This window comes from Limnohabitans sp. Rim11 (assembly GCF_001269365.1).
In the GTDB taxonomy this organism is placed as follows: Bacteria; Pseudomonadota; Gammaproteobacteria; order Burkholderiales; family Burkholderiaceae_C; genus Limnohabitans_A.
On record NZ_CXOM01000003.1, the window covers coordinates 22,747 to 40,502 of the forward strand.

The 17,756-nt window shown below is 53.1% G+C and carries 13 protein-coding genes; 10 read left to right on the plus strand and 3 right to left on the minus strand.

Annotated elements, in window-relative coordinates:
* Nucleotides 1–89 precede the first annotated feature (89 nt).
* Together xdhA and xdhB are read left to right on the plus strand one after the other, a co-directional pair.
* Nucleotides 90–1,574: a xanthine dehydrogenase small subunit gene (gene xdhA, locus AMM03_RS09235; RefSeq protein WP_090130886.1), complete on the plus strand. Its 1,485-nt coding sequence runs from the start codon at nt 90–92 to the stop codon at nt 1,572–1,574.
* A complete protein-coding gene (gene xdhB / locus AMM03_RS09240) occupies nt 1,575–3,929 on the plus strand; it encodes a xanthine dehydrogenase molybdopterin binding subunit (protein ID WP_090130888.1) in 2,355 nt (784 codons plus the stop codon).
* A gap of 18 nt (nt 3,930–3,947) precedes the next feature.
* On the opposite strand, the gene AMM03_RS09245 is transcribed toward xdhB, so the two are convergent.
* Entirely contained in the window at nt 3,948–4,493 is a 546-nt protein-coding gene (locus AMM03_RS09245; RefSeq protein ID WP_228764641.1) for a YajG family lipoprotein, read from the minus strand.
* Nucleotides 4,494–4,576: 83 nt separating this feature from the next.
* Between AMM03_RS09245 and xdhC the strand changes: the two genes are divergently transcribed.
* Nucleotides 4,577–5,395 (plus strand): xanthine dehydrogenase accessory protein XdhC, encoded by an 819-nt coding sequence (xdhC, locus tag AMM03_RS09250; RefSeq protein WP_090130890.1) that lies wholly within the window; start codon nt 4,577–4,579, stop codon nt 5,393–5,395.
* A gap of 39 nt (nt 5,396–5,434) precedes the next feature.
* Nucleotides 5,435–6,661 carry a urate hydroxylase PuuD gene (locus AMM03_RS09255; RefSeq protein WP_090130892.1) on the plus strand — a complete coding sequence of 409 codons (1,227 nt, stop codon included), beginning with the start codon at nt 5,435–5,437 and terminating at the stop codon, nt 6,659–6,661.
* Between the two features lie 13 nt (nt 6,662–6,674).
* Here the strand turns inward: AMM03_RS09255 and AMM03_RS09260 are convergent, their stop codons facing one another.
* On the minus strand, nt 6,675–8,090 hold the full coding sequence (locus tag AMM03_RS09260; RefSeq protein WP_090131531.1) for an 8-oxoguanine deaminase: 1,416 nt from the start codon (nt 8,088–8,090) through the stop codon (nt 6,675–6,677).
* Nucleotides 8,091–8,150: 60 nt separating this feature from the next.
* On the opposite strand from AMM03_RS09260, the gene AMM03_RS09265 reads away from it, so the two are divergent.
* From AMM03_RS09265 to AMM03_RS09290, 6 genes are all read left to right on the plus strand, one after another.
* Entirely contained in the window at nt 8,151–9,494 is a 1,344-nt protein-coding gene (locus AMM03_RS09265) for a glycerate kinase type-2 family protein (RefSeq protein WP_090130895.1), read from the plus strand.
* 56 nt (nt 9,495–9,550) lie between these two features.
* A complete protein-coding gene (locus AMM03_RS09270) occupies nt 9,551–10,177 on the plus strand; it encodes a Crp/Fnr family transcriptional regulator (RefSeq protein WP_090130897.1) in 627 nt (208 codons plus the stop codon).
* Nucleotides 10,178–10,248: 71 nt separating this feature from the next.
* Complete coding sequence (locus tag AMM03_RS09275) at nt 10,249–11,769, plus strand: ABC transporter ATP-binding protein (RefSeq protein WP_090130900.1); 1,521 nt, start codon at nt 10,249–10,251, stop codon at nt 11,767–11,769.
* The gene (locus tag AMM03_RS09280) at nt 11,756–12,820 is read left to right on the plus strand and encodes an ABC transporter permease (protein ID WP_090130901.1); all 1,065 of its coding nucleotides are present in this window, start codon (nt 11,756–11,758) and stop codon (nt 12,818–12,820) included. The genes AMM03_RS09275 and AMM03_RS09280 overlap by 14 nt, the downstream gene beginning before the upstream one ends.
* Nucleotides 12,820–13,740, plus strand: a complete 921-nt coding sequence (locus AMM03_RS09285; protein ID WP_090130903.1) for an ABC transporter permease — start codon at nt 12,820–12,822, stop codon at nt 13,738–13,740. Before AMM03_RS09280 ends, AMM03_RS09285 begins: the two co-directional genes overlap by 1 nt.
* 43 nt (nt 13,741–13,783) lie before the next feature.
* Nucleotides 13,784–14,908, plus strand: coding sequence for a BMP family ABC transporter substrate-binding protein (locus AMM03_RS09290; RefSeq protein WP_090130904.1), 1,125 nt, complete (start codon nt 13,784–13,786; stop codon nt 14,906–14,908).
* A gap of 65 nt (nt 14,909–14,973) precedes the next feature.
* Here AMM03_RS09290 and AMM03_RS09295 read toward each other — a convergent pair whose 3' ends face one another.
* The gene (locus AMM03_RS09295; protein WP_194942845.1) at nt 14,974–17,742 is read right to left on the minus strand and encodes a M16 family metallopeptidase; all 2,769 of its coding nucleotides are present in this window, start codon (nt 17,740–17,742) and stop codon (nt 14,974–14,976) included.
* Nucleotides 17,743–17,756 lie beyond the last annotated feature (14 nt).

Genomic DNA, 17,756 nt, shown 5'->3' on the forward strand with positions numbered 1-17,756 from the left:
GATTTATTTCTGCGCCATTTCGCCCCGACATAGGGCGAAATCAATAAAATCGACCTTTGTTCGAATTAAACCCAAAGCAATTCCCCATCATGAGCCAAGTGACCAATACAGTCCGTTTTGTGCTTGACGGCCAAATCGTCGAAGCCCAAGGCGTACGCCGCACCACCACCGTTTTAGATTACCTGCGCGAGAAATTGCACCGTACAGGCACCAAGGAGGGATGTGCGGAAGGTGATTGCGGCGCCTGTGTGGTCATGGTGGGCGATTTGAATGCCAACGGCCAAGGCGTCGATTACAAAGCAGTCAATAGCTGTATTCAATTGTTGCCTTCGCTCGATGGCAAGTCGATCAAGACAGTCGAGAGCTTGAAAAAAGCCGATGGTACTTTGCACCCTGTGCAAAAAGCCATGGTCGATTGCCACGGCTCGCAGTGCGGTTTCTGTACGCCAGGCATTGTCATGAGCTTGGTCAATTTGGTTCAAGTCAACCCTAGCCCCAAGCGCCAAGAAGTGAGTGATGCACTCAGTGGCAACCTTTGCCGTTGCACAGGTTATGCGCCTATTTTGGATGCGGCTTCTCAGGCTTGTGGCAACAAAGCTGCTCTGAAGTTGGACGATTCAGCCGACGTGCCTTTGCTCAAAGAAATTCAACGCGCCTCTACGCCCACGGTCAACTTAGAAGGCGACATCATTGTTCAGCCCGTGGTTCGCACGCGCAAAGGCAACGAGTTTGTATCACCTGCTACCTTGGCCGAAGTGGCCGACTATTTGGTCAAGCACCCTACATCCACTTTGCTGGCGGGTAGCACCGAAGTGGGCTTGCAGGTCAACAAACAATTCTCACGCCCCGATCACATTGTTTATTTGGGCAACGTGACCGAACTCAAACAAGTCAAAGACACACCGCAAGCTTGGCACATTGGTGCCGTGGTGTCGCTCACAGAAGTGGAAGGCTTGGTGGCCAAGGCTTATCCAGACTTTGCCGAAGTGCTTCGCCGTTTTGGCTCCCCCCCCATTCGTTCTACCGCCACTTTGGCCGGCAACATTGCCAATGGTTCCCCCATCGGCGACTCGATGCCTTGCCTCATGGCCCTGGGCACCACACTCACTTTGCGCCGTGGCGACAAAACACGTACGGTGTCTTTGGATCAGTTCTACACAGGTCAAAAACAAACTGTGTTGCAAGCGGGCGAATTCATTGAAGCCGTGGTCTTGCCCAAGCCTCAAGCGGGCCAAGTGTTCCGCGCGCACAAAGTCAGCAAGCGTTTTGAACAAGATATTTCTGCCACGTGTGCGGCTATCACATACACCTTGAAGGGCGGCAAGCTCAGCAACGTCAAGTTGGCCTACAACGGCTTGGCACCATCACCTTGCCGCGCTCCCAAATTGGAAGCGGTGTTGGAAGGCAAAGCGCCAGCAGATGTCAAAGAATCAGACTTGGATGCCGCCATTGCCGCCAGCTTTGTGGCACGCGATGGTTTGCGCGCCACTTGGGCCTACCGCTCTTTGGTGGCTCGCAACTTGGTGATCGATTTCATTGAACAACAAACTCAAACAACTGCGGAGGTGGCTTAAATGAACGCGCCTATTTCTTTGCACAATTTATTGCCTGCAACCGGTTTGCAACAAGGCACCGATGTCATTCATGAATCTGCGCACTTGCATGTCACAGGTGGCGCAACATTTACAGATGACATGCCCGAGTTGGCAGGCACCTTGTATGCCGCCATCATCAAGTCACCGGTGGCCCATGGCGAACTGATTGGCGACGGTATTGACCGCGACGCCATTTTGAATGCACATGGCGTGGTGGCTGTTTACACCGCCAAAGATATTCCTGGCGAAAACAATTGCGGCCCTATCGTTCACGACGATCCTTTCTTGGCCGTTGGCAAAGTTGAGTTTTTGGGTCAAGCCGTGGCCGTGGTGGTGGCGCGCGAAATGTTGTATGCCCGCGAAGCTGCGCACAACGCCAAAGTGTTGGTCAAAGAGCTCAAGCCTATTTTGACCATTGACGAAGCCATGGCAGCGCAAAGTTTTGTCATGCCTGCCAAAGGCATTACACGTGGCAATGCTTCAGAAGCCATTGCCAAAGCGCCTCGCAAAGTGAAGGGCAGCACCGAAACGGGTCAGCAAGAACAGTTTTACATGGAAGGCCAAATTACTTACGCCGTGCCGCGTGAAGATGGCCAACTCACTTTGTATTGTTCTACGCAGCACCCTGATGGCAACCAGCGTGAAGCCGCTTCCGCATTGAACCTCAGCACCAATGACGTGGAAGTGATTTGCCGCCGCATGGGCGGTGGCTTTGGCGGCAAAGAAGGCAACGCCAGCATTTTCAGTCAGAGCGCCGCACTGGCCGCTTTCAAATTACAACGCCCCGTCAAGCTGCGCGTCAACCGCGACGACGACATGATGATCACGGGCAAGCGTCACGACTTCCGCATCGATTACGAAGTGGGTTACGACGACGAAGGCCGTATCTTGGGTGCCGACATCACGCTGATGTCGCGCTGCGGTTACAGCATCGACTATTCAGGTCCGGTGAATGACCGTGCTTGTTTGCACATCGACAACTGCTACTACATTCCTAACCTCAAACTCATCAGCCACCGCTGCAAAACCAATACGCAAAGCGCTACCGCGTTCCGTGGCTTTGGCGGCCCGCAGGGTATGTTTGGCATCGAAACCGTCATTGAAGAAATTGCCAATGACATCGGCAAAGATCCTTTGGATGTGCGCTTGCTCAACATCTACAAAGACCCAGCAGTCTCTGGCAACCCTGCCACCATGGTGACGCAATATGGTCAAACCATTGCCGACTGGGTAGGCGACAAGGTCATTGACCAAGTGGCATCCGAAGCCAAGTACCGTGAACGCCGCGACAGCGTCAATGCGTTCAATAAAGTCAATAAGCGCCGCAAGCGTGGCTTGGCTTTGGTGCCTTTGAAGTTTGGTATCAGCTTTACAGCCACCATGTTGAACCAGGGCGGTGCGTTGCTCAACATTTACATGGACGGCTCAGTCAGTTGTAACCATGGCGGTACCGAAATGGGCCAGGGCCTCAACACCAAGATGGCTCAGGTGTGTGCCGATGGTTTGGGTATTGACATCAAATACGTTCGCGTGACGGGCACTGACACACAGAAGGTGCCTAACGCTTCTGCGACATCAGCTTCTAGCGGTGCCGACATTAACGGTGCAGCCATCATGAATGCCACGGCGCAAATGCGTGCACGCTTGGCGCCTGTTGCGGCCAATATGTTGGGTTGCAAAGACACCGAAGTGAGCTTTGCCAACAACATGGCGCATGGCGGCGGCAAGTCTGTTGAATGGACCGCTGTGGCCAAGCAAGCTTGGATGGACCGCGTGGGTTTGTCTGTCACAGGCTTCTACATGACGCCCGAAATTAAGTACGACTTTGCCACTCTGACGGGTCATGCTTTCTATTACTACTGCTACGGCGCATCCGTGAGTGAAGTTGAAATTGACACGCGCACAGGTGAGTATTGGATCAAGGCCGTCGACATCGTTCACGACGCAGGTAAGAGCATCAACCCCGCCATCGACAAAGGCCAAATTGAAGGCGGCTACGTGCAAGGCATGGGCTGGCTCACCATGGAAGAGTGCATTTGGGACAAGAAGGGCAAGTTCCTGACACATGGCCCCAGCACTTACAAAATTCCAGTGGCGGGCGACATTCCAGAGCACTTCAATGTGACGCTGTTTGATGGCAGCAACTTGAAGCCCACACCCTTTAACTCCAAAGCTGTGGGCGAGCCACCTTTGATGTTGGCCTTGTCAACCTTCTTTGCCTTGCGTGATGCCGTCAGTGCCAGTGCCGACCACAAAACGGTGGTTCACATGAGCGCCCCTGCCACGCCAGAAAAGATTTTGATGACTTGCGAAAAGGCAAAAGCCGCTGTCTAAGCGCGCTTGATGGCGGTTTTAGTCTTGACCTTCTGTGAGGGTATCGAGCTGAAACCTGCCACTGCTGTGCCAGAGCCATACGTCTGAATAAACGACTTTGTTCATGCGAGCAGGAACGGGGTACGGCGCGGCCTTTCGCACGGTATTTTCAATTTCCTTCATCACCTCGGGTGCGTGGCCTGGCGCTCTGACCCAATAAGTCCGAGTGACTTGTCCTTGCCTGTCGACCTCCACATCCAACACGCCCACAGCGTAGAGCATGGGCGGTAAGCGACCTTTGAAAATACGTTCGCCGTTGAGTTTGTAAAGATGCTTGGCTGCATCGACTCTGTATTCTTGGGGTGTCCGTGCGTTGGATGTGGGTAGCTGGGGTTTGGGTGTTTCCACAGGCTTGGCCAAGGGTACGGGGGCTTTAACAGGGGCGGGCTGAACTGGTGGCGAAGCCGGCGGCGTGCTGCAACCTGAGAGCCACAGTGCGGAGAGGCAAGCCACTAAGCTGAAGAGCCTCCCTGTTTGGGCTAGCGCAATGCGATTGACAGGGTGTTGCTTGTCAAAGGGGGTCATTTTTTAAAAACCTTCCAAACCATGGGTGGCATTTTGGCACTGTACAGTGTGGTTTGAACAGATATCGATTGAAAGCTAAATAAGTGCATTGGAAGATTCCATTTGTTGATCAATTAGCCAAAGGCCCTGCCATTTGGATCACGGTTTTGCAAGCTCATGGTTCCGTACCCAGAGGTGCTGGCACAGTCATGGCTGTCTTTGAAGGTACTTTTTTTGGCACCATCGGTGGTGGGCATTTGGAGTTTGAAGCCATCGCCGAGGCTCGCAAGTGTTTGAAATCTGCGCCAGATTTAGCAGGCCTGCCCAAAGAAAAACGATTTGCATTGGGCCCCAGTTTGGGCCAATGTTGTGGCGGGGCTTTGGTTTTGCAATTTGAAGCGGTCTCCTCAGCAGATTCAAATCGCCTCCTTGAAATTCTTGATGCGCAAACGGCTGAGCGGTTCATGCCACTGGCGTTGTTTGGCGGTGGCCATGTGGGCAAGGCCCTCATCAATGTCCTAGCGCCTCTGCCGTTTCAAGTCAGATGGATTGACAGTCGCGATGAGATTTTTCCAACTTCTGTGCCTGCGCAAGTGGTTTGTGAGCACTCCAACCCCGTGCAAGCCGCCGTGGCAGATTTGGCCCCCAACAGCCGGGTGCTCATCATGAGTTTCAGTCACGCAGAAGATTTGGACATCGTGGCGGCTTGTCTATTGCGCAATCGTCAGCGCCAAGATTTACCTTTTGTCGGCTTGATTGGCAGCGCCACCAAATGGGCGACTTTTAAGCGGCGATTGGCAGAGAGAGGCTTCTCGGAGGCCGAATGCCAACAAGTGACTTGCCCCATCGGCGTACCCGGTATTTCGGGCAAAGAGCCTGAAGTGATTGCAGTGGCTGTTGCGGCGCAGCTGTTGCAAGCTTAAAATTGTATACACTTCGGTAAACAATTTTGGAAATGTGACATGGAATCTTATTTGCTGGATTGGGCTAACTTGCTGTTGCGGTGGGTCCATGTGATTACCGTGATTGCTTGGATTGGTTCGTCTTTTTACTTCGTGTTCTTAGACAACAATTTGCTCAAGCCCAACTCGCCTGACTTGCTCGAGAAGGGTGTTGATGGTGCCATGTGGGCGGTCCACGGCGGTGGTTTTTACAACCCGCAAAAGTACATGGTGGCGCCCAAGAAAATTCACACCAAGTTGCATTGGTTTTATTGGGAGAGCTACTCGTCGTGGCTCACAGGCTTTGCGCTTTTCACGGTTTCGTATTTGTGGAACGCCGGCACCTACCTCATCGACAAATCGCTGATGGATTGGTCGCCCGCGGCAGCCATTTCTGCTGCCTTGGGTTTCTTGGTGGCTTTTTGGTTTATTTACGACGCCGTTTGTCGGGTGTTTGGATTCCGCAAAAACGGTGAACTCATCGTGGCCGCACTGATGCTGTGTGTCGTGGCATTTGCCTCTTGGTTGGCATGCCAGTTGTTTGCCGGCAGAGCAGCGTTTCTATTGGTGGGCGCCATGATTGCCACCGCCATGAGTGCCAACGTGTTTATGTGGATCATTCCGGGTCAACGCAAAGTGGTGGCGGCCATGACCTCCGGCGAAAAATACGATGCCATGTCCTTGGCCATTCATGGCAAACGCGGCAAGCAAAGAAGCGTGCACAACACGTACTTCACCTTGCCCGTGATCTTTGCCATGCTGAGCAACCACTACAGCTTTTTGTACACACATCCACAGCGTTGGCTGATCTTGTTTGTCATGATGTTTGCGGGTGCTTTGATTCGTCAGTTCTTTGTGCAACGCCATGGTTATCACTTGGGGCGTGCCGCCAATCCTTGGCCTTTTGCTGCTGTGGGTGTGGTCCTTATTGTGGGAGCCATCTTGGCCATGGCGCCTTGGGGCTCTGGTACAAGCAAGGTGCCCACCAACGTGGCAAGCACTCAGCCTGTTGCGTTTTCAGAAGTGAAGGCTGTCATTGATCAACGCTGCCTAAGTTGCCATGGTGAACAAGTCCAAATGAAAAATGTTCGACTTGATCAAAAAGAAGGCATACAGATACATGCGCAAAACATTTACCAGCAGGTGAGTGTGACCAGGCAGATGCCCATGAACAACGCAACCGGCATTACCGAAGAAGAGCGCAATCTGATTACACGCTGGTACCAAACGGGCGCCAAATTAGATTGAACGCCTGGTCGGTTCAGTGACCCATGGCCAGTTGCAGCGCAAACTGGTTGTGACGTTCAATCACGCGGCCTAAATCGAGTGTGGCCAATTGGCCTTCGCTAACCACCACACGGCCATTCACAACGGTGTAACTGGCCGGCGCGCTAGAACACAACATGAGACTGCCAATGGCGTCATGCACTGCGCCGCCTGCAAAGCTCAAGCTGCGTAAGTCAAACAAGGCCATGTCGGCACAATAGCCCACGCTCAGTTGGCCGATATCTTTTCGGCCCAGTACTTCTGCACCGCCGCGTGTTGCCAAGCGCAAAGCGTCTCGGGCTGTCATCTCCATCGGCGCAGTGTCGCAGCCAAAAACAGTGCGACCCTCCGCCGTGACTTGCGGTCCTTCCAGTGATTTGCGCAGCCGTGCCAACAGCATGGCTTGACGTGCTTCATTGACCATGTGGGCAGCGTCGTTGCTGGCGCTGCCATCGACGCCAAGGCCAACCGGCACACCCGCCTCAATCATTTTTCGAATGGGCGCAATGCCGCTGGCCAAACGCATGTTGCTGCAAGGGCAGTGCGCAATGCCTGTGCGTGTGGCGGCAAACAAGGAGATGCCTTCGTCGTCTAATTTGACGCAGTGCGCGTGCCACACATCGTCACCCAGCCAGCCTAAATCTTCGGCATATTGCGTGGGGGTGCGCTTGAATTTTTCGAGGCTGTAGGCAATGTCATGGTCGTTTTCTGCAAGATGCGTGTGCAATCGCACGCCATAGTGACGCGCCATTTCAGCCGAGAGGCGCATCAAGTCTTGGCTGACACTGAAGGGCGAGCAGGGGGCCACTGCCACTTGCGTCATGGCGCCATGGGATGCATCGTGAAACTGCGTAATCAGACGCTGTGTGTCTTTCAAAATAGCGTCTTCTTGCTCGACCACGCGATCGGGTGGCAAACCGCCTTTGGATTGACCAACGCTCATGCTGCCGCGTGTGGCCACAAAGCGCATGCCAATTTCGCGCGCGGCATGAATGCAATCGTCTAACTTAACGCCATTGGGGTAGATGTACAAATGGTCGCTGCTGGTGGTACACCCGGACAACAACAATTCGGCCATGGCCGTTTGGGTACTGGCATAGACCATGTCGGGCTGTAGGTCCGCCCAGATGGGATACAAGCCTTTGAGCCAGCTAAAAAGTTCGGCGTTTTGAACCCCTGGAATGGCGCGCGTCAAACTTTGCGACATGTGATGGTGGGTGTTGACCATGCCCGGAATGACCACGTGGTGCTGAGCGTTGATGACGCGGTCGGCTGTGCTTGGCAAAGTATGCGCAGGGCCAATGGCCTCTATGCAGTTGTTGCGCACAAAAATGGAGGCGTTTTTGAGTTCATCACCCGCATCGTTCAGTGTGGCAATGGTGTGAGCGTTTTGAATTAACAGGGTCGTCATGGGCATGATTTTGCATGAAGAATTTGATTGTGCGCAGGCCAGACACTACACTCTGACCCCATGACGACCTCTAGCCATTTGCATTCCGATATTCAAAACAACCCGCGCATTTTTTTGAGGCAATTGTTTGATGCTGCCGTCAAGCGGGCCTTGCCCATCGACAACACCGCTGCTTTTTTACCCGCTGTGCCAAAGGGTCGCACTTTGGTTCTGGGCGCTGGCAAGGCCGCTGGTGCCATGGCGCATGCCGTTGAAGCACTCTGGCCCAAGGAAGCGCCTTTGTCTGGCATGGTGGTGACGCGTTATGGACATACCCCCGAACGGCCGGCGGGTGTGCCTGAGCGATTGAAAGTGGTCGAGGCTTCTCATCCTGTGCCCGACGCTGCGGGTCTGGCTGCCGCCGAAGAAATTCTCCATCTCACGCAAGGCTTAAAGGCCGATGATTTGGTCCTGTGCCTGATCTCTGGGGGCGGCTCCGCGCTACTGACCCTGCCAGCAGAAGGCTTGAGCCTGGCTGAAAAACAAGCCATCAACCAAGCCTTGCTCAAAAGCGGCGCCAATATCAGTGAAATGAATTGCGTGCGCAAGCATTTGTCGCGCATCAAAGGAGGCCGTTTGGCAGCGGCTTGCGCACCTGCGCGGGTGGTTACTTTAACCATCAGCGATGTGCCTGGCGACGACCCATCCATCATTGCAAGTGGCCCCACCGTGCCCGATCCCACAACGTGTGCGGACGCTATGGATATTCTGCAACGCTACAAGATCGAGGTTTCTCAGAAGGTTTTAGAAGCTTTACAGCAAGCGACTTTTGAAACCCCCAAGCCGGGCCACGCTCTTTTTAGCAACAACGAAGTGCACTTGATTGCCACGCCCACGCAATCCTTGCAAGCCGCTGCGGCATTGGCAGAGTCCAAAGGTTTGCGTGCTTATATCTTGAGTGATGAGCTAGAGGGCGAGTCCAGAGAGGTCGGTAAAGTTCATGCCGCCTTGGCCCGCGCCAGCGCCAAAGGGATGGGGCCTTTTGTCAAACCTTGCGTCATTTTGAGTGGCGGTGAGACCACCGTCACGGTTCAGTCTAGCAAGTCAAAGTCGGGCGCTCAATCTAGAGAAGGTCGTGGCGGCCGAGCCGGCGAATTCTGCATGGGGTTGGCGCTTGCCTTACAAGGGCAAGACAGCGTCTGGGCTTTGGCGGCTGATACCGATGGCATCGATGGCATGGAAGACAACGCGGGGGCCTTGGTAACGCCCGACACCTTGCAAAGGGGCCGCACGGCCGGGCTCAGCTTGGATGAACACTTGGCATGCAACGATGCCTATGGCTATTTTCAAGCTTTGAATGATTTGGTTTTCTCCGGCCCAACGCATACCAATGTGAACGATTTCCGCGCTATTTTGGTGTTGTGACAAATCATTGATTTGCGTCAACGCCGAACAGGCCAGCCTCTGGCAAATTTGGGGGCATGCTGAATCGTGTCCTTTCAAATGCGTCATCCGCTTCCGAGCAAGTGCCCTATGGCACCGTATTGCTTCGGCGTGGACAAATTGCCAACAAAGCCATCCACCTCCTGAGTGGACGTGTCGCTTTTGGGGTGATTGAGGAGGGCATTTTGGTCCACCAGCTGGGCGTGGTTGAGGGCCCTTTTTGGTTGGAAACAGCGGCCGCCATGTTGGGCTTGCCGCACGCAGTCGATGCCATGGCCGAAACTGAAGTCACTTTGCGGGCCATGCCTTTGGCCCAATTTAAAAGTCAGCTTAAAAACTTGCCAGAGCCAGTTCATACCTTGATGCTGGACTTGGCCAAGGCTCAAAGGCAACAAATTGAAGTGGCGGTCAGCCGCTTGGCCAAAGATGCCGATGCGCGGTTTGCCGAGTGGTTGCTTCGGCACGCCGAGCCCGCCGACGCGCAGGGCAGCCTGGCCGTGATCTTGCGCGATAGAAAAAGGCTGATTGCAGCCCAATTGGGCATTGCCCCAGAAACTTTCTCTAGGGTTCTTAAGCACTTGCGAGATCGCAAACTCATCAGCGGCGGGGGCCGGGTTTTAAACTTGCTCGATTTGACGGGCCTGCAATCCTTGGCAGGAATTTAAGCTGAATTAATTCAAATGGGTGGGGCGAGGGTCTGAAAGCTCGATAGAATTTATCGAACTCAAAAATTTCCATGCACCCCCAAGAGCCTGCCAGACTCCAACTCTCTCAAATCACCAAGCGTTACCCCGGTGTGGTGGCCAATCGCTCGGTGTCGCTGACAGTTCGTCCTGGCGAAGCGCACGCCATTTTGGGCGAGAACGGTGCTGGCAAATCCACCCTGATGAAAATCATTTATGGCGCCGTCAAGCCAGATGAGGGTGATATTCATTTCAACGGACAACCCGTCCAAATTCGAAACCCTCAGCAAGCCCGAGCCCTCGGCATCAGCATGGTGTTTCAGCACTTCAGCTTGTTTGACACCTTAAGCGTTGCCGAAAATGTTTGGCTAGGCTTGGACAAGTCACTGCAGCTCAGTGAAGTGACGAAACGCATTCAACGCAAAGCCACCGAGTACGGTTTGGACATTGATCCTTCTCGGCCAGTCCACACCCTCAGTGTGGGTGAAATGCAGCGCGTCGAAATTATTCGCGCCTTGCTCTCTGAGCCCAAATTGCTCATCTTGGACGAGCCCACCTCTGTGTTGACCCCCCAAGCGGTTGAAAAACTTTTTGTCGTCTTGAAACAGCTGGTCAGTGAAGGTTGCAGTTTGCTGTACATCAGCCACAAACTGCATGAAATCAGAGAGCTTTGCACAGCCTGTACAGTGCTTCGTGGCGGTGAAGTGACGGGTGTATGCGATCCTCGTGAAGAATCCAATGCATCGCTCAGTCGATTGATGATTGGCGCAGAGCCGCCAGCCTTGCGACATCAAGAAAGAACACCTGGCGAAGTTTTGTTTGAGGCTGTGGGTTTAACACTGGCCAAAGAAGATCAATTTGGCGTCGACCTTCAAGACATTCATTTGCAAGTGCGTGCGGGTGAAGTGGTGGGCATTGCGGGTGTTTCTGGCAATGGCCAACGTGAGCTGCTTTATGCGCTGTCGGGTGAAGATATTCGTGCACCTTCAAAAGCCATTCAACTCTTGCAACAAGACGTTGGCCAATGGGATGCCAGAGACAGACGTGATGCAGGTTTGCATTTTGTGCCCGAAGAAAGACTGGGTCGCGGTGCTGTGCCCTCCTTAAGTTTGGCGCAAAACATGTTGTTAACGCGGTCAGAAGCCATTGCAACCAATGGTTGGATTGAGACAAAGGTTTTGCAAGTTCAAGCTCAAAAAGTCATTGATCAATTCAAAGTCAAAGCCAATGGCGTCAATGCCGCAGCCCAATCTTTGTCCGGTGGCAATTTGCAAAAATTCATTGTTGGCCGTGAGATAGACGCTCAACCCAAAGTCTTGTTGGTGTCGCAACCCACTTGGGGTGTTGATGTGGGCGCAGCGGCCCAAATTAGAGGTGAGTTGCTGGCCTTGCGTGATGCGGGTTGTGCGGTGTTGGTCGTCAGCGAAGAGCTCGACGAGTTGTTTGAAATTTGTGATCGCATGTACGTCATGGCCAACGGCAAGTTGTCGCCTTCCATCGATAGAAAAGATGCCACAGTGGCTCAAATTGGCGAGTGGATGAGTGGGCTTTGGGAATCACATGCTCAAGCTTGAACTGCGCCCACAACCCTCTGAAGTTTGGCGATACGCATCGCCTCTCTTGGCTTTGGCCATCACGGTTTTCTTGGGCATTGGACTCTTTGTTTTGCTAGGCAAAGATCCAATGCGTGGCTTGCAAATGTTTTTTTGGGAACCCCTGAAGTCTGCCTATGCGTTGGGCGAACTCATGGTCAAGGCCACGCCATTGTTGATCATCGCGCTGGGTTTGGCTGTGGCCTACCGCTCCAATGTTTGGAACATTGGCGCCGAGGGGCAGTTTGTCATGGGTGCAGTTGCCGCCACGGGGGTGGCTTTGATGGCCGACAAAGACACTGGTCGTTGGATTGTGGTGGCCGTTGTGTTGGCGGGTATCTTGGGTGGCATGTGTTGGGCCGGTTTGGTGGCATGGCTCAAAGACAGATTTCATGCCAACGAAATTTTGGTCAGCTTGATGTTGGTCTATGTGGCTGACATGGTGCTGGGCTATTTGGTTTACGGCCCCTGGAAAGACCCAGCAGGCTACAACTTTCCTCAATCCAAAACATTTGAAGCCGTGGCGCAAATTCCCCGATTGATGAGCGGCTCACGCGTCAGCGCTGGCTTGATATTGGCCTTGTTGGGTGTGGTCGCTGTTTGGATTTTCTTGTTCCGAACCCGCGCGGGTTTTGCACAGCAGGTGGGGGGGCTGGCGCCTGCTGCTGCCAGATACGCTGGTTTCTCATCGCGCAAGGCTTTGTGGACTGCGCTCATGGTGTCTGGCGGCGCTGCTGGACTGGCCGGCGCATTGGAAGTGGCGGGCCCCTTGGGTCAGTTGACGCCTTATGTACCGGCAGGGTATGGTTTTGCCGCCATCATCGTGGCCTATGTTGGCCGATTGCACCCCGTCGGCATGCTGTTCTCTGCCGTGCTAATGAGCATGTTTTACATTGGCGGTGAATTGGCGCAATCGCGCATGGGCTTGCCCAAATCCATCACGGGCGTGTTTCAGGGCTTGCTGCTGTTTTCCTTGTTGGCTTGCGACACCTTGGTGGCCTATCGTTTGCGCTGGCAGGGCAGGAGAGTCTGATGGAATCTTACGCACTACTCATTGCTGCCACCCTCAACGCAGGCACGGTGCTGGCCATTGCGGCCATGGGTTTGCTCATCAATGAAAAGGCCGGCATCGTTAACTTGGGCGCCGAGGGCATGATGCTGTGTGCAGCCATTGCTGGCTTTTCGGCTGTGGTGCATACGGGCAGTGACGCCTTGGGCTTTTTGGCTGGCATGGCAGCGGGCGCCGTATTGGCTGCAATATTTGGCGTTTTGGTCATCTACCTCAGCACCAATCAGTACGCCACCGGTTTGGCCCTGAGTTTGTTTGGCGTTGGATTTTCTGCCTTTGTGGGCATTGGCTATGTCCAAGAAAAGCTCCCCCCTAGACCGTCTTTTGAAATTCCATTTTTCGCTGACATTCCTTTGATGGGCCCCGCCTTGTTCAAACAGCATCCGCTGGTGTACGGCGTGATTGCTTTTGTGTTTGCCTTAATTTGGTTCCTTTACAAAACGCGCAGCGGCTTGGTGCTGAGGTCGGTGGGTGAATCCCCAGAATCGGCGCATGCACTGGGCTACCCTGTCCGCCGAATCCGGCTTTATGCGGTCATTGCTGGTGGCGCTTTGTGTGGCCTTGCCGGTGCCTATATATCTGTGTCCTACACGCCGCTATGGGTTGAAGGCATGGTGGCGGGCAAGGGCTGGATTGCGCTGGCACTGACCACCTTTGCAACTTGGCGGCCAGCGCGCATATTGCTCGGGGCCTATTTGTTTGGTGGGGTCACCATGCTGCAATTCCATTTACAAGGCTTGGGTGTTCAAGTGCCCAGCCAGTTGCTTTCGGCAATGCCTTATATCGCGACCATTGTGGTTTTGGCTTTAATCTCGCGAAATCCTGTTTGGATCAAGGTCAACATGCCTGCGTCGCTTGGCAAACCTTTTCATCCCAGTTCATAATGTTTTTTTTCGTGCAATCCTGTTCATCCATAAAGGAATTTTCATGACAGTTCTGAACAAGCGATCGGTTCTCAAAGTCGCCGCCATTTCATTGGTTGCTGCAGCCGCCCTGGTGGCCTGTGGCAAGAAAGAAGAAGCCAAGCCAGCAGCTGCTGCACCCAAGGCCGAGCCCCTCAAGGTGGCTTTTGCTTATGTGGGCCCCGTCGGTGATGGTGGTTGGACATTTGCACATGACAACGCTCGCAAGGCCGTTGAGCAAGAGTTTGGCGACAAGATCGTCACCAGCTTTGTCGAGAAGGTGCCAGAAAGCGCCGACGCAGAACGCGTGTTTCGTGACTTTGCCAGCCAAGGCAACAAACTTATTTTTGGAACCACCTTTGGCTACATGGACCCCATGTTGAAGGTGGCTGCCGACAACAAAGAAATCAAATTCGAGCATGCAACGGGTTACAAAACAGCCGACAACATGCGCACTTACGACAGCCGCACCTATGAAGGCGCTTACATGGCCGGCGTGATCGCAGGCAAGATGACCAAGTCCAACACATTGGGCGTGGTGGCCTCCATACCAATTCCAGAAGTGATTCGCAACATCAACACCTTCACTTTGGGTGCTCAGTCTGTCAATCCCAAAATCAAAACCAAAGTGGTTTGGGTCAACGAGTGGTTCAATCCACCGAAAGAGACAGAAGCAGCGACAGCTTTGATCAATGGTGGTGCCGACGTCTTGATGCAAAACACAGACTCTTCTGCCGTTTTGCAAACAGCCGAAAAAATGGGCAAGCGCGCTTTTGGTTGGGACTCCGACATGACAGCCTACGGCCCCAAGGCGCACTTGGGTTCTGCCATCATCAACTGGGCACCGTACTACAAAAAAGCAGTGGGTGAAGCGCTCGAAGGCAAGTGGTCAACTGGCCAAAGCTGGTGGGGCGTCAAAGAAGGTGCCATTGACATGGTGTCTGTCGCTGCCGATGTGCCAGAAGACACCAAGAAAAAGGTAGACGAAATCAAAGCCGGCCTGAAAGACGGTAGCTTTGTGATTTGGAAAGGTCCTATCGTTGGACAAGATGGCAAAGAAATCTTGGCCAAAGATGCTGTCGCTGACGACAAGTTCTTGGGTGGTATCAAGTTCTATGTGAAGGGCGTTGAAGGCAAAGTGCCTAACTGATCTTCGAGCATCAGAAAGTCAAAAGCCGGGCTTCGAAAGAAGCCCGGCTTTTTTGTGGCCTTCAATTATTTTTTGGCAGCGGCCACAAAGTCGCCTGCATAGACATACAGAAACTTGGCAGGATCTAATGCTTTGCGAATGGCCGCATTCACTTCTGCAAGGGAAGTGGCCTCAATCTGCGCATCCATTTTTTCGGTGTAGGCCATGGTGCGATTGGTAAGGGCCTGCGCTACAAGGCCTGCAGCCAACTCGTTGTCTTGGGCCCGGCCAATTTTGCGCTCTTCAAGGATTGACTTTTTGGCGTCGGCCAGTTCTTCTGCGCTCAGGCCTTCTTTGACAAATTGAGTCAATTCTTCTTGAATGCTTGCCTTGAGTTTGCCTAGGTTTTGGGGCGCATAGATGGCATACAACACCCACATGCCCGAGGGATCAAACGGGCTGGCGCTGAGTTGGCTACCTGCACCATAGCTGATGCCGTCTTTTTGACGCAAACGATCAAATAAACGTGACTTGACGCCGCCGCCCAAGACCCGATTGGCCAGCATCAAGGGAATGTAGTCAGGCTGCGTGTCTTGCAAGGCCAAGGGCAGTCCAGCCAAGAAGAAGGCATTGGCTTTGTCGGGTGCTTCAAGCTGAACGACTTTGGCATTGATTTTTTTCGTCTCAGCTTTTAGGCGTGTGTAATTTTTTTGACTTTTCCAATCACCAAACAATTGGGTGATTTGCGTCTTGATGGCTTCCCTGTCGAATTCGCCCACCAATGCAAATTCACTGTGGTTGGCGCCGTAGAAGTTGCTGTGGAATTGTTTGACCTGATCGATCTTGGTGGCTTTGAGGGCTGCAATGGACTCATCCAAACTGCGTGCAGCGCGAATGTCGCCTTTTTTGTAAACATCGAGGGCCAAGGACATGGCTTGCGATCCCATGGCATTGGGCTCACTTCTCTGGCTTTCAAGTGCCGCTGTGCTTTCTTGAACCAGCAATTCAAATTCTTTGGCAGCCAAGGCGGGTTTGCGCAAGATGTCGCTGATTAAGTTGAGAACTTCGGGTAAATTTTTTCTCAAGGTGTCGAAACGCACTGTCACGGTTTGTCCACCACCCATGACTTCAATGCGGGTTTTCAGTTCGTCTAACTTGGCCGAAATTTCTGACCGCTGCAAGTTGCCTGCGCCGCGCATCAACAAGCTGGCCGTCAGGTTGGCGGTGGCGGCTTGGTTTAACAAAGATGACTCGTCGCCAAATCGCAAAGTGAAATTGCCACTGACGGTTTCGCCACGTGTTTTCTTGGGCGTCAATATGAGCTTCATGCCGCTGGCAAGGGCCAAACGTTGCGTGCGTTTTTCAATGTTGGCCGGTGAAGTGTCAAATACTTCGCCTTCGCTGGCAGCCGCTTTGCCTTTGTAATCTGCCACCAGTTTGGCAACATCAATGGCTTCGGGTAATTTGCTTCGATCGGGTGTGGGGGTTGGAATAAATTGACCCAAGGTGCGATTGCTTTCCTTGAAATAATTCAAACCCACGTTTTGCAGATCCGACACCTTCAAGTTTTCGATGCGATCGCGGTGCAAGAAAAACAAACGCCAATCGCCATTGGCAATGGACTCTGACAATTGAACCGCCAATTTCTGTGGGTTGTTGATGGTTTTGTCTATCTCGCTCAACAGGCTGGCTTTGGCGCGCTTCAATTCAGCTTCGGTTACTGGGCTCTTTTGCAGACCTTCAATTTCTTCTAGCAATACTTTGCGAGCTTCTGCCAAACTTTGTGTTTTATTCAATTCGGCCATCACGACCAAGTAGCCTCGCTCGGCCAAGTCAAATCCCCAAGGGTTGACGTTGATCGCTAATTTGTTCTCGACCAATTTTTTGTGAAGTCGACCGTTGGGCGTACCAGCCAATACATCGCTCAAGGCGGCCATGGCTGCAGCATCGGGGTGGCTGCCTGCAGCAGTGTGATACAGAACGGCAGTCAGTTGGGTGTCGCCCGATCTTCTGACGGTGACTTCGCGGGTGCCATCCTGAGCAGGGTCCTGGGTGTAGGTGGGCTGCAAGACGCGTGCAGGTTTGGGAATGGCACCAAAAACTTTTTGAATCAAAGCCAAGGTAGTGGCTGGATCAAATTTGCCAGCGACCAACAGCACAGCGTTGTCGGGCTGGTAGTACTTGCGATAGAAGTTTTGAAGGTTTTCAATCTTGACATTCTCAACATCGGTTCTGGCGCCAATGGTGCTCTTGCCGTAGTTGTGCCAATCGAATGCCGTTGAGGCCATGCGTTGCCACAAGGCCATGAAGGGGTTGTTTTCGCCACTCTCCATTTCATTGCGCACCACAGAAAACTCGGTGTCTAAATCATTGCGAGCAATGAAGCTGTTGATCATTCGATCGGCTTCCATTTCCAGGGCCCACTGAAGATTTTCTGGATTGGCTGGAAAAGTTTCGTAGTAATTGGTTCTGTCGTAAAAAGTGGTGCCATTGAAATCCATGCCCCGCTTACCCAACTCCTGCATGATGTTGCCGCGGGCTGGCGTGCCTTTGAAAACCAAGTGTTCAAGCAAATGTGCCATGCCAGTTTCACCATAATTTTCGTGGCGACTGCCGACCAAATAAGTGATGTTGACGGTGGTTGTGGGCTTGGAGGCGTCTGGCGCCAACAAAACACGCAAGCCATTGGGCAAGCGAAACTCTGAAATCCCTTCAACGGTGGTCAGAGCTTGCATGCCTGCAAGTCTGATGGCCGTGTTGTTTGAATTGGCAGTGTTGACCACGGCAGTTTGGGTTTGACCCCAAGTTGGCATCAACAAAGCCAAGCAGATGAACGGAATTCGAATTGGACGCATGACAAACATCTTTG

What these genes read in the sequence shown, in the direction of transcription:
- xdhA (WP_090130886.1), top strand. Translation starts at nt 90, where the DNA reads ATGAGCCAAGTGACCAATACAGTCCGTTTTGTGCTTGACGGCCAAATC.
- xdhB (WP_090130888.1), top strand. Translation starts at nt 1,575, where the DNA reads ATGAACGCGCCTATTTCTTTGCACAATTTATTGCCTGCAACCGGTTTG.
- AMM03_RS09245 (WP_228764641.1), bottom strand. Translation starts at nt 4,493, where the DNA reads ATGACCCCCTTTGACAAGCAACACCCTGTCAATCGCATTGCGCTAGCC.
- AMM03_RS09255 (WP_090130892.1), top strand. Translation starts at nt 5,435, where the DNA reads ATGGAATCTTATTTGCTGGATTGGGCTAACTTGCTGTTGCGGTGGGTC.
- AMM03_RS09260 (WP_090131531.1), bottom strand. Translation starts at nt 8,090, where the DNA reads ATGACGACCCTGTTAATTCAAAACGCTCACACCATTGCCACACTGAAC.
- AMM03_RS09265 (WP_090130895.1), top strand. Translation starts at nt 8,151, where the DNA reads ATGACGACCTCTAGCCATTTGCATTCCGATATTCAAAACAACCCGCGC.
- AMM03_RS09270 (WP_090130897.1), top strand. Translation starts at nt 9,551, where the DNA reads ATGCTGAATCGTGTCCTTTCAAATGCGTCATCCGCTTCCGAGCAAGTG.
- AMM03_RS09275 (WP_090130900.1), top strand. Translation starts at nt 10,249, where the DNA reads ATGCACCCCCAAGAGCCTGCCAGACTCCAACTCTCTCAAATCACCAAG.
- AMM03_RS09280 (WP_090130901.1), top strand. Translation starts at nt 11,756, where the DNA reads ATGCTCAAGCTTGAACTGCGCCCACAACCCTCTGAAGTTTGGCGATAC.
- AMM03_RS09285 (WP_090130903.1), top strand. Translation starts at nt 12,820, where the DNA reads ATGGAATCTTACGCACTACTCATTGCTGCCACCCTCAACGCAGGCACG.
- AMM03_RS09290 (WP_090130904.1), top strand. Translation starts at nt 13,784, where the DNA reads ATGACAGTTCTGAACAAGCGATCGGTTCTCAAAGTCGCCGCCATTTCA.
- AMM03_RS09295 (WP_194942845.1), bottom strand. Translation starts at nt 17,742, where the DNA reads ATGCGTCCAATTCGAATTCCGTTCATCTGCTTGGCTTTGTTGATGCCA.